Origin of the sequence: Rhodococcus sp. TAF43, from assembly GCF_052113525.1 — a bacterium.
In the GTDB taxonomy this organism is placed as follows: Bacteria; Actinomycetota; Actinomycetes; order Mycobacteriales; family Mycobacteriaceae; genus Prescottella.
This window is the reverse complement of record NZ_JBFRDL010000002.1, coordinates 25778-37177: the sequence shown is the minus strand read 5'-3', so window position 1 is coordinate 37177 and position 11400 is coordinate 25778. Positions and strand designations below refer to the sequence as shown.

General features: G+C 69.2%; 12 protein-coding genes. 5 read left to right on the top strand and 7 right to left on the bottom strand.

Features of this window, described 5'->3' with window-relative positions:
- Positions 1 to 17: 17 nt before the first annotated feature.
- A complete protein-coding gene (locus tag AB4Z09_RS01660; RefSeq protein ID WP_254622860.1) occupies positions 18 to 908 on the bottom strand; it encodes an ABC transporter substrate-binding protein in 891 nt (296 codons plus the stop codon).
- Between the two features lie 201 nt (positions 909 to 1109).
- On the opposite strand from AB4Z09_RS01660, the gene AB4Z09_RS01655 reads away from it, so the two are divergent.
- The 4 genes from AB4Z09_RS01655 to AB4Z09_RS01640 are packed head-to-tail and all read left to right on the top strand — an operon-like array spanning position 1110 to position 4653.
- A complete protein-coding gene (locus AB4Z09_RS01655) occupies positions 1110 to 2054 on the top strand; it encodes an ABC transporter substrate-binding protein (protein WP_174909148.1) in 945 nt (314 codons plus the stop codon).
- Positions 2051 to 3172: an ABC transporter ATP-binding protein gene (locus AB4Z09_RS01650; protein WP_114718467.1), complete on the top strand. Its 1122-nt coding sequence runs from the start codon at positions 2051 to 2053 to the stop codon at positions 3170 to 3172. The genes AB4Z09_RS01655 and AB4Z09_RS01650 overlap by 4 nt, the downstream gene beginning before the upstream one ends.
- Positions 3173 to 3176: 4 nt before the next feature.
- Positions 3177 to 3863 carry an ABC transporter permease gene (locus AB4Z09_RS01645; RefSeq protein ID WP_114718466.1) on the top strand — a complete coding sequence of 229 codons (687 nt, stop codon included), beginning with the start codon at positions 3177 to 3179 and terminating at the stop codon, positions 3861 to 3863.
- 1 nt (position 3864) lies between these two features.
- Positions 3865 to 4653, top strand: coding sequence for an ABC transporter permease (locus AB4Z09_RS01640; RefSeq protein WP_254622859.1), 789 nt, complete (start codon positions 3865 to 3867; stop codon positions 4651 to 4653).
- Here AB4Z09_RS01640 and AB4Z09_RS01635 read toward each other — a convergent pair.
- Entirely contained in the window at positions 4580 to 6034 is a 1455-nt protein-coding gene (locus tag AB4Z09_RS01635; RefSeq protein ID WP_114718465.1) for an MFS transporter, read from the bottom strand. The two genes, AB4Z09_RS01640 and AB4Z09_RS01635, sit on opposite strands and share 74 nt — an antisense overlap.
- Positions 6035 to 6168: 134 nt before the next feature.
- Between AB4Z09_RS01635 and AB4Z09_RS01630 the strand changes: the two genes are divergently transcribed.
- On the top strand, positions 6169 to 6633 hold the full coding sequence (locus tag AB4Z09_RS01630; protein ID WP_114718464.1) for a MarR family winged helix-turn-helix transcriptional regulator: 465 nt from the start codon (positions 6169 to 6171) through the stop codon (positions 6631 to 6633).
- 91 nt (positions 6634 to 6724) lie between these two features.
- Here AB4Z09_RS01630 and AB4Z09_RS01625 read toward each other — a convergent pair whose 3' ends face one another.
- From AB4Z09_RS01625 to AB4Z09_RS01605, 5 genes are all read right to left on the bottom strand, one after another.
- A complete protein-coding gene (locus AB4Z09_RS01625) occupies positions 6725 to 7915 on the bottom strand; it encodes an NAD(P)-dependent malic enzyme (protein WP_114718463.1) in 1191 nt (396 codons plus the stop codon).
- A gap of 362 nt (positions 7916 to 8277) precedes the next feature.
- Positions 8278 to 8592, bottom strand: coding sequence for a hypothetical protein (locus AB4Z09_RS01620; RefSeq protein WP_174914559.1), 315 nt, complete (start codon positions 8590 to 8592; stop codon positions 8278 to 8280).
- The gene (locus AB4Z09_RS01615; RefSeq protein WP_442239025.1) at positions 8592 to 9476 is read right to left on the bottom strand and encodes a PHP domain-containing protein; all 885 of its coding nucleotides are present in this window, start codon (positions 9474 to 9476) and stop codon (positions 8592 to 8594) included. The genes AB4Z09_RS01620 and AB4Z09_RS01615 overlap by 1 nt, the downstream gene beginning before the upstream one ends.
- A gap of 54 nt (positions 9477 to 9530) precedes the next feature.
- Positions 9531 to 10118, bottom strand: a complete 588-nt coding sequence (locus tag AB4Z09_RS01610; RefSeq protein ID WP_114718460.1) for a suppressor of fused domain protein — start codon at positions 10116 to 10118, stop codon at positions 9531 to 9533.
- A gap of 30 nt (positions 10119 to 10148) precedes the next feature.
- Positions 10149 to 11291 (bottom strand): winged helix DNA-binding domain-containing protein, encoded by a 1143-nt coding sequence (locus tag AB4Z09_RS01605; RefSeq protein ID WP_442239024.1) that lies wholly within the window; start codon positions 11289 to 11291, stop codon positions 10149 to 10151.
- Between the last annotated feature and the right edge of the window lie 109 nt (positions 11292 to 11400).

Genomic DNA, 11400 nt, shown 5'->3' with positions numbered 1-11400 from the left:
CCGACCCCGCGGGGCCGTCAGATGTGCTCGGCGAGCCACTCCCCCGCGGCGTCGGCCGAGGTGATCTCGCCGCCGCGGACCCGCCCGGCCATGTCCGTGAGGTCCGCGGTGGTGAGTTGCAGGACCACGCTGAGCCCCTTGACGTCGTCGGCCCGCAGCACCCCGCTGCGGAAGAGCGGCACCACGTTCTGCGCGGTGAACGCGTCCTTCGTGTCGGCGAGAACGACGAGCTCGTCCCGCGCGACGTCGGGTGCGGCGGCCGTGGTGCCGCCGACGGGTGACGCGCCGACGATCAGTTCACGGGCCGCGTCGGAGGTCGAACGGACCGGGACGACGGTCCCGAACGTGCACCCGTAGGCCGATCGGAGACCCGAGAGCGCCTGCGCATCCTCGCGGAACGTGTCGGATGCGTACAGCGTCATGCCTGCGCACGCGGAAGCGATGTCGTCGATCGACCGGGCACCGAGGTCGTCGGCCTGTGCCGCGGACAGCGCCAGCGCGGACCGGTCGTCGGCCGGCGAGTAGTCGGACACCGTAAGGCCTTCGGGCAGAGACTTGTTGAGCGCCTCGAATACGTCCTCGGCGTCGGTGACATCGGCGTCCGGATCGAACCAGTGCAGGAGGCGCCCGGTGTGCTCCGGCACCAGTGCCACCCGGTTCGCATCGAGGGCGGCGACGCGGTCGGCGCGGTCTCCCAGCCCCAGCACGACTTCGGTGCTGCGCCCGGCAGCTTCGAGCGCGCCCGCGTACAACCGGGCGACGAGTTCGCTCTCGACCGTGTCCGAGGCGCCGACGACGACCGGTTCGGGTGTCTCGGGTCCCCCGACGCTGCTGCCGGTGTCCACACCGCAGGCCGTCACGACCGCGAGCAGCGCAGCGATCGTCAACCGCGCCGCGAACCTGCCCACGCGCCCATTTCCGTTCGGTGACACCGTGTCCCTCTCCGCTCTGCTGCGGTGCGAACCGGCACCTGTCGGTACCGCGCACTTGTCGTACCTATCGTTACACTGACTTCGCGCACCATCACGAGCGGTCGAGAGATCCGGCTTGTCACCGCACGGCTCCGCTCCCCTGGGCGGCCGCCACGCCGGATCCGATGGAAGGACGACATGAAGAGTTCTCGGATCCACAGGCTCGCGGGCGTCGCAGTCGCGGCGTCACTGGCACTCCTCACGGCGTGCGGCAGCAGCGACCCGCTCGAAAGCAATGGATCGAGCGGTGGTGACCCCAACTCGATCGTCGTCGGCTCCGCCAACTTCCCCGAGTCGGAGACGGTCGGCTTCGTCTACGCCGAGGCGCTGCGGGCCAACGGTTTCGACGTGCAGACCAAGATGAACATCGGTTCCCGGGAGATCTACGTCCCGGCCCTGCGCGACGGTTCGCTCACGCTCATTCCCGACTACACCGGGAATCTCCTCGACTACATCGACCCGTCCTCGACGGCCACGACCGCCGAGGAAATCGACGCCGCCCTGCCCGCTGCGCTCGCGCCGGATCTCGCGATCACCACACCCGCACCGGCCGAGGACAAGGACGCCGTCGTGGTGACGCGCGAGACGGCCGAGAAATGGAACCTGACGTCGATCGCCGACCTCGCCGCGCATTCGGCGGAGGTGAAGTTCGCGGCGCCGGCCGAGTTCCAGGAGCGCGCGGTGGGTCTTCCGGGCCTGCGCGAGAACTACGGACTCGAGATCTCGCCGTCCAACTTCGTTCCGATCGCCGACGGCGGTGGCCCCGCGACGGTGAAGGCGCTGACGTCGGGACAGGTGACCGCCGCGAACATCTTCACGACCTCACCCGCGATCGAGGCGAACGATCTGGTGGTGCTGGCCGATCCGAAGAGCAACTTCCCGGCGCAGAACGTGGTGCCGCTGCTGCGTGCATCCGCGAAGACCGAGCAGTTGGCGCGCGTCCTGGACGCTGTGTCGGCGAAGCTCACCACCGAGGAGTTGGTGGGCCTCAACGACGCCGTATCGGGCGACAGCAAGACCGAACCGGAGGCCGCGGCGAAGCAGTGGGTCGCACGGCAGGGATTGGACGCTCCCGTCTCGTGATCTCGTTCTCCGGTGTCACCAAACGTTTTCCCGACGGCACGGTGGCCGTCGACGACCTCGACCTGAAGATCGACGAAGGCTCGTTCACGGTGTTCGTCGGCCCGTCCGGGTGCGGCAAGACGACGTCGATGCGGATGATCAACCGGATGGTGCTGCCCACCGCGGGAACCGTCACCGTCGACGGTCAGGACGTGGCCGCGACGGACGCCGTCCGACTGCGACTCGGCATCGGGTACGTCATCCAGAGCGCCGGCCTGCTGCCGCACCGCACCGTCGTCGACAACGTCGCGACCGTTCCGGTGCTGCGCGGCGACTCGCGCCGCGCAGCGCGGCGGGTCGCGCTCGAGGTGCTCGAACGCGTGGGCTTGGACCCGGCGCTGGCCGGACGGTATCCGGGCCAGCTGTCCGGCGGTCAGCAGCAGCGGGTGGGCGTGGCCCGGGCATTGGCGGCCGATCCCCCGATCCTGTTGATGGACGAGCCGTTCAGCGCGGTGGATCCGGTGGTACGGGCCGATCTGCAGTCGGAGATGCTGCGGCTGCAGTCCGAGCTGCGCAAGACCATCGTGTTCGTCACCCACGACATCGACGAGGCCGTCCGGCTCGGCGACCGGCTCGCGGTGTTCGGCCCGCACGGCCGCCTGCAGCAGTTCGACACGCCGCGCAGCGTACTCTCGGCGCCCGCAACCGATTTCGTTGCCGACTTCGTGGGGCACGATCGGGGGTACCGCGGATTGTCCTTCCGCAGCGCCGACACGGTGGAGCTGCGCGAGATCCGCCGCGTGCGCGAATCCGAAGCCGCGACAACCACGCTCGGCCCCGACGAATGGGCGTTGATCGTCACCGCCGACGACCGCCCCCAGGGTTGGATCGACGCGGCCGGGGTCGACGCCGTCCGCACCGGACGCACCGTCGCGGACGCGACCGCGGCCGGCGGTTCGCTGTTCACGGTCGGCACGGACCTGCGCCGGGCCCTCGACGCCGCCATCTCCTCGCCCTCCGGGATCGGTGTCGCGGTGGACGAGCGCGGTGTGGTCGCCGGGGGCATCGACGCGGCCGACGTGATCGCCCGGCTGGCCGAGCAGCGGCGCGAAGAGGACCGACTGCGGAACGGCCGGTGATCGTGTGCGCTGGCTGATCGACAACTTCTCGCACGTGCTGGAACTGACCCGCACACACCTCTATCTGGCGCTGCTTCCGCTCCTGATCGGTCTGGTGATCGCGGTGCCGGTCGGCACCGCGATCCGGGGTGTCCGCTGGCTGCGCCGCACCACCCTCGTCGCCGCGAGTATCGCGTTCACGATCCCGTCGCTGGCGCTGTTCGTGACCATTCCGAGTGTGTTCGGGCTGAGCGTCCTCGACCCGAACAACGTCGTGATCGCGCTGAGCGTGTACTCCACCGCGCTGCTGATCCGTGTGGTTCCGGAGGCGTTGGACGCGGTGCCGGACGATGTCGTGGACGCCGCGACCGCGATCGGGTTCACGCCGCTGCGCCGCGCGCTCACCGTCGAACTCCCCCTGGCCCTGCCCGTCCTGATCGCGAACGTCCGGGTCGTGGCCGTCACCAACATCTCGCTCGTGTCGGTGGGCTCGCTGATCGGAGTGGGCGGCCTGGGTGAGCTGTTCACGAAGGGCTACCAGCGGGACTACCCGGACCAGATCGTGGCCGGCATCATCGCGATCGTCGCGCTGGCGCTGATCTTCGACGCCGCGCTGTACGTCCTGGGTCGGCTGCTCACGCCGTGGGAGCACGGCCCGCGCCCCGATCGTTCCCGGCGCGACACCCTCGAGTTGTCCGAGGGGCCGGCCTGACATGTTCACGAGCGCATGGGACTTCATCGTCGACCCCGCCAACTGGCAGGGTCCGACCGGGATCGGCGCCCGGATCCTGCAGCATCTCTGGTACAGCCTGCTGGCGGTCGTGTTCGCGGCGGTGATCGCGGTGCCGGCAGGTCTGGCGATCGGTCACTTCCGCCGCGGCGAGATCGTCGTCGTGGGCGTGGTGAACGCGCTGCGGTCCCTGCCCACCCTGGGCGTGCTCACACTGCTGGTACTGCTACTGGGGCTGGGGTTGGTGCCGCCGATCCTCGCGCTGGTCCTGCTCGGTATCCCGCCGCTGCTGGCCGGCACGTACGCGGGCGTCGCGAACGTGGACCGGACCGTGGTGGACGCCGCGGAGGCGATGGGGATGACGCCGCTGCAGGTGCTGGTGCGGGTCGAGATCCCCAACGCGCTGCCGTTGATCCTCGGCGGGCTGCGCAGCGCGACCCTGCAGGTGATCGCCACCGCGACCGTCGCCGCGTACGTCAATCTGGGTGGCCTCGGCCGCTACATCTTCGACGGACTGGCGTTGCGCAGCTACGACCGCGTCCTGGTCGGCGCGATCCTGGTGGCGGTGCTGGCTCTGATCGTCGACGGCGTGCTGGCCGCGGCGGTGTGGGCGTCGGTGCCCGGCACCGGGCGCCTGCGCCGCCCCTACATCGCACCGAGCACCGCACCGACCGTCCCCACCGACTCCGAAGCTCCCGTCACAGTCGGTCCGCAGCCGGACCCTCGCGGGGGATCGCTGCGGCGAACGCGACCGCCGATACGCCGGCGATGACTGCGATGACGAACGCCGTCGTGAAACCGCGTTCGCTCGGGAGTTCTCCTGCACCGAAGCCGGTGGTGATGAGCGTCGTCGACAGGATGGCCGTCGTCACGGCACTCGAGATCGACGTTCCCAGGGAGCGTCCGAGAGTGTTGATTCCGTTCGCCTGGCCGGACTGGGCCCGGTCGACGTGCAGGAGAATCAGAGCGGGCGCCGCGGAGAAGCAGAACGCGACGCTACCCATGATGAGCATGCTCGCCGCGACCAACTGCCAGAGCTGACCGTGGAACGGTACGAGAAACACGTACCCGGCGGCGAACCCGCTCGCGCCTATGACCATCGTGATCTTCGGGCCGAACCGCTCCGACACCCGCGCCGCGATGCCCGGCATCGTCAGCGACACCAGGCCGCTCGGGGCGACACAGAGACCCGTGAAGACGAGGGACTTCCCCAGTCCGAATCCCGTCTGGGTCGGTAGCTGCATCAACTGAGGCTGCGCGAGCAGGATCACGTACATACCGATTCCGACCGCGATCGTGGCCAGGTTCGTGAACAGGATCGGGCGGGTCGCGGTCGTACGCAGGTCGAGCAACGGCGCACTGATCCGCAACTCGTACCACCCCCACAACGCGAGCACGATCACGGAACCGGCGAGTGTGCCGATCGTCGCCGCGGAACCCCATCCCCACAGGTTTCCGTTGCTGAGGGCGATCAGGAGGCCGATCACGCCGATACTCAGCCCCACTGCGCCCACGACATCGACTCGCGTGCCCGGCCGCCCGGTCGTTTCCGGCACGACGGCGACGATGCCGGCCAGAGCGATGAGGCCGAGAACCACACACGCACCGAACAACCCGCGCAGCCCGACGAACTCGGCGGCCACGGCGCTCACCGTGAAGCCGAGAGCACCGCCCACACCCACCATCGCGCTGACCAGGCTGACCGACTTGAACACGCGGTCGCCGTGCACGAACGAACGCAACGCACTGATGCCCAGGGGGATCATCGCCATCGTGACGCCCTGGAGGACACGGGCGACGATCATCGGACCGACTGTCGTCGCCGATGCGCCGATCGCCGATCCGGCAACCATGCAGGCCATGGCGATGACCATCATCCGCCGCTGACCGTAGAGGTCACCGAGACTGCCGAACAGCACACTGCTGATCGCTCCCGACAGGAGCATCGCGGTCACCATCCACGAAGTCGCACCGGACGATGCGTTCAGCATTTCGGGGAGCTCCGGCAGCATCGGGACGACGAGGGCCTGCATCATCGTGCCCAGCAGCGCCGAGAAGGCGATGACGGGCACGGTCATTCTCGAGCGCTTCCCGTCGGCGTCGTCGTCGCGATCCGCGTCGAGGCGGCCTCGGTCCGTGTTGGTCGGCCGCACTGCCCGCAACGGTCCATCCCTTCTCTCTGGAGTCGGCTGAACCGGAAGGCGAGCCGAACCATTTATATCAGGTCCCTGATAAGGCACCTGATATAGACTGCCGGCAACGGCACGACGAACTCGAGGAGACCACCGTGGCGGACTATCTGTCCGACCTTCTCTCGCAACCGGATCCGACCGGACTCGACAACCTTCATCACCGACTCCGGTATGTCTCCCAACTCGCGCTACGCGTCGTCGACGACGAGATGGCGACGATCGATCTCACGATCGCGAGGTACACGGTGCTCGCGGCGATCAAGCGCCACCCAGGTGTTTCGGGCGCGGCGCTGGCGAACACGACGCTGCAGACGCCCCAGTCCCTCACGAGCATGGCCGCGATCCTGGAACGCGACGGCCTGATCCTCCGCACCCCGGGCAAGGGGAGGATCATCGGTCATTCCCTCACCGACGCGGGCGAAACGGCCGCCGCCGCAGGCCGGGACATCCTGGAGGACTTCCACGGTCGGCTGGTCGAGGAACTCGGCGCCGAGCGAGTGCGACGCCTCAATGCCGACCTCGACGCGTTCGCTGCGGCGCTACTCGCGCAACGACGTTGACGGGGACCGGGCCAGAACACGAAAACGCTCGGCCGGGGAACCCCGGCCGAGCGTTTCGCTGATCCGATAGACGCGATGCGCCCTGGACGTCCTACGCGACGCCCTCGTCCTTGGCCGCCTGCGCGACCGCCGCGGCGACCGCCGGGGCAACCCGCGGGTCCAGCGGGCTCGGGACGATCTTGTCGACCGCGAGCTCGTCGCCGAGCACCGACAGGATCGCCTCCGCGGCTGCCAGCTTCATGCCCTCGGTGATCCGGCGCGCACCGGCGTCCAGGGCGCCCTTGAAGACACCGGGGAACGCGAGCACGTTGTTGATCTGGTTCGGGAAATCGCTGCGGCCCGTCGCGACGATCGCGGCGTACTTGCTCGCGATGTCGGGGTGGATCTCGGGATCCGGGTTCGACATCGCGAAGATGATCGACTCGGGAGCCATCGTCGCGATGATCTCCTCGGGCACCGTGCCCGCCGAGACACCCAGGAACACGTCGGCGCCGTCGAGTGCCTCGACGATCCCACCGGTGCGTCCGGCCGGGTTGGTGCGAGCAGCGAGGTCGGCCTTGATCTCGTTGAGATCGCCGCGGTCGCTCGAGACGATGCCCTTCGAATCCAGGACGGTCACGTCGGGCACACCCGCAGCGAGCAGGATGTTGGCGCACGCGACACCGGCTGCACCGGCACCGGAGATCACCACGCGCAGACCCTCGATCCCGCGGTTCTGGACCTTCGCGGCACCGCGCAGCGCCGCGAGCGCCACGATGGCCGTGCCGTGCTGATCGTCGTGCATCACGGGGCAGTCCAGCGCCTCGATGACGCGGCGCTCGATCTCGAAGCAGCGCGGCGCCGAGATGTCCTCGAGGTTCACTGCGCCGAAACTCGGGCGCAGACGGATCAGGGTCTCGACGATCTCGTCGGGATCCTTGGTGTCGAGCACCAGCGGGATCGAGTTGAGGCCGGCGAAGTTCTTGAACAGCGCCGACTTGCCCTCCATGACGGGAAGCGAGGCGCGCGGGCCGATGTCGCCGAGGCCCAGAACCGCGGTGCCGTCGCTCACGACGACGACGAGCCGGCTGGTCCACGTGTAGCGATCGGCCAGCGTCTCGTCGGCGTGGATCGCACGGCTGACCTGCGCAACACCGGGGGTGTACGCGATCGACAGCGCACGCTGGGAATCGAGGGGCGCGGTCGTCTCAACTGAGAGCTTGCCACCGATGTGGCCCGCGAAAATTTCCTCGTCGGTGATTTCGACCTTTGGCGTTACGGAAGCTTCAGACACAGGGGACACGATGACACTCCTCTTGAGGCCAGACTCACTCGGGTCCTGGTTACTGAGAAGTAACCGTCTCGGCAAGATGAAAACGAGACAGCACTTCGAAACACAGGATTTGATCGGTTGCAGCTACCGGGGCGCGCGATCGCTGCACTACTGCCGGAGCGTGATGGCGCCGGGCGGGGTGGGCCCTGGCTCAAGTTCTGCCACCTGGAGAACTCCAACGAAGGGCGGTAGCACCCACGTGGAGTGCAGTAATTCTGCACCATCGGGAGGCAGGAATCAAATCCGTCAGATCGGTCGAAACCTCACCGAAAAGTGGTTCTACCTGTGAGGACGCACAGTGTCGCGCGCCGGATGGCGACGAAAGTGGGCGGTCAGGACCACCACTGGCTCCACAGCAACAGCCCGGTGATCGCCAGCGCCGCGATCGCCGACATCACCGCGGCTCCCCCGCGGCGCCGATCCGCGAACACCTGGAGCCCGACAACGGCGACACTCGCCAGCGCGTGCGCGGTGATCGACTCGCCGCCCGGCCCGGGGAAACCGCGGTCCGACGCGAGGTACGCGGTACCGATCACGACGAGCGTGAGGACCACGACGCCGCCCGCCACGACACCGGACAGCCCCCGCAGGGCACGCACCGCCCACGAGTCACCCCGACGACGGACGCCGTCGAATCCGTCCCGCATCACCGGCCGGATCCCCCGATCGTGACGTCGCTGCCGGAGAGCACCGGCACTCCACTCGCCCGCGCCACCAGCGCCTCGAACTCGCCGGGATCGGTGGTGTGCCAGCCGAGCTCGATGGTCTTGTTCGACCCGTGGTAGTCCGACGACCCGGTGGTGATCAGATCCAGTTCGGACGCCAGCGACCGCAGGACCGCGACGTCGTGCTCGTCGTGATCGGGGTGATCGACCTCGAGTCCACCCAGACCGCGCTCGGCGAGTACACGGATGTGGTCGAGCGACAGCAGCCGTCCGCGCGTGCGGGCCCGGGCGTGCGCGATCACACTCACCCCGCCGGCACCGGCGACCATCTGGACCGCGTGCTCGAGCGGGGTGTCGACCTTGTGCACGTAGTAGCGGCTCCGGGTGGACAGCAGATCGGTGAACGCCTCGCCGACGCTGGCGACCACGCCGGCACGGACCAGCGCCTGCGCCAGGTGCGGACGTCCGACAGCGGGGCCGGCGTCGGCCATCAGCGCGTCGGGATCGATCGGAAGCCCGTCGTCGGCCATCCGTGTCGCCATCGCACGCAGCCGCGCCACCCGCTCCCCGCGCAGGCGCTCGCGCTCGACGGCGAATTCGCGCGCGCTCGGATCGAACAGGTAGGCCAGCAGGTGCACGGCCACCGGACGCCCGTCCTCGCCCCGCCCCTCGCACGACATCTCCATGCCCCGCACCAACTGCATTCCGGCGGGAAGGGCGGCCGCCGCGTCGCTCCAGCCTGCGGTGGTGTCGTGGTCGGTGATCGCGAGTACGTCGACTCCGGCCCGCGCCGCGGCGTGCACCAGTTCCGTCGGCGTGTCCGTGCCGTCGGAGGCGGTCGAGTGGGTGTGGAGATCGATACGCACCGGTCCAGTGTGTCAGGTCCGAAAGATGTGCGCTGCGCCCGCTTTACCGGCGGGTCACAAGGCGGCGGCGCCCCGATCGGGGTCGCGCACGTCGATTCCGGCCTCCGCCCAGGCCTCACGCAGCGCGGCGGCGCCGCGCAGACGCACCCACGCCGCCTCGGTTCCGGTCAACGGCACCACCGAGAGGAACTGGACGGGGTCCAGAGGTTCGGGCAGCACCAGGTCCGGGATCTCGCTGGGCCCCAGCAGAACCGCGGTGAACGGCACGCCCTTCCACAGCGGCTCCCCCAGGTCGATCAGGCCGTCCGGCTTGAGGACCACGCCCTCGACGGACGGTGCAGCGGCGAGGACGGCCAGCGTGCGGTGCACGCCGGACGCGACGCCCGCGCCGCCGACGAGGCTGAGCACCAGTTCGGCGCGCGGACCACGTGTCGGGTCGGCGATCATGTCGCTCGGATCGCCCATCGGGTGCCGCGAGCACCCCAGGCTCGCGTAGCGGACCGGACCATCACCGTCGCCGGGGTAGCGGAGGACATCGACGGGTTCGACTCCGAGGAACGTCACGGACGCAGCGGTCGGCTCCGGCCCGCCGATGTATTCGTCGAGATGTGCGCGTACGGCGGAGATAACGCTGTCAGTCACACACCCATCTAACACCCGGGCGCGCGAGGCTCACTCCGCTCGCCCGATCCGCACATCGAACGTCTCGGCCTCCGGGTGGGCGAAGCGCAGCAGACGCCGCCCTTCCGCCTCCACGGCCGCCGCGTGGGTGCGGGCGAGGGTCCGGAAGGTCGAGACCTCGAGCACCGCGGTCGCACCCTCCATCCGCGCTGCGATCCATCCGGCGACAGTGCCGCCGACGAGCAGCGCGGGCTTGACGATCCCGTTCTGCGTGAACAGCGCCCGCCTGTGCTCGTCGGCGAGGAAACGCGTGCGATCGGCGTACGAGAGCAGCATGTTGTCGTACGGCGCGAGGAACCGCACCGGGGCCGGGACCGAGGCGTCGGGCCGCGGAGCGTCCGGAAGGTCGAACAGCTCGGCCCCCGCCTCCGACGAGAATCGTTCGAGCCCGGGCCGCAGGCGGTCGACCACCTCCCCCAGCCGGGTGAGGCCGGACCAGGCCTGGACATCGCGCACGCTCGCGGGACCGTACGCCGCGAGGTACCGGAGCACCATCTGCTCCACCGAGGGGGCCGACGGGGCGGACCTGCCCACCCACGAGTCCAGTGTGGTGCACACCGCAGACCCCGACCGGCCCCACAGTCCGCGGGGTGGAAGCTGCACGAGCGGGACCAGCCCGCGCACCCCGTGCGCGAGGGCGTTCGGGTCACGTCCGGGCCAACACTCGGCCAGCAGCGGGCGCAACTGTGCCATCGTGCGGGGCTCTTGCTCGACGAGTCGCCGTCCGACCGCCGCGAGTTCGACCCGGTCGATTCCGGCCAGGTGCGGGGCGTGTTGCGTAGTGGTGTCGAGATCGCGGTCGAAGAGCGGCTGGACGAGAGCCCGGAGCGCGAACGCATCGTCGGCGGTCACCAGATGGACGGTGCCACGCATCAAGGCGATGCGGACCACCTCGCCGCGTTCGATCAGCCTGGCGAGATGCTCGGGCCGAAATCCCTTCAGCCGCGACCACAACGCGAAGTACGGCGCCGACGGGGACTGCGCCTGGACGCCGTACAGGTGCTCCACCGTCGTGAGCGTGTCGCCGGCGCTGCGCCGCAGTAGGTGCTGACGCGCGAGCGTTGCCCGCCCTGCCGAACGCTGCGACAACGCGTGGGGCCGAACGGTGGTCGGGCTCGGGCGTCGAACGTTCATGGGCTCGAACCTACTTCGATCCTCTCCCGACCACAGGGAAGCCGACTGGACATCCCCTACCCGACGCACTAGTTAGATGAATTAACCAATTTGCACTCCCCCTTGCCTC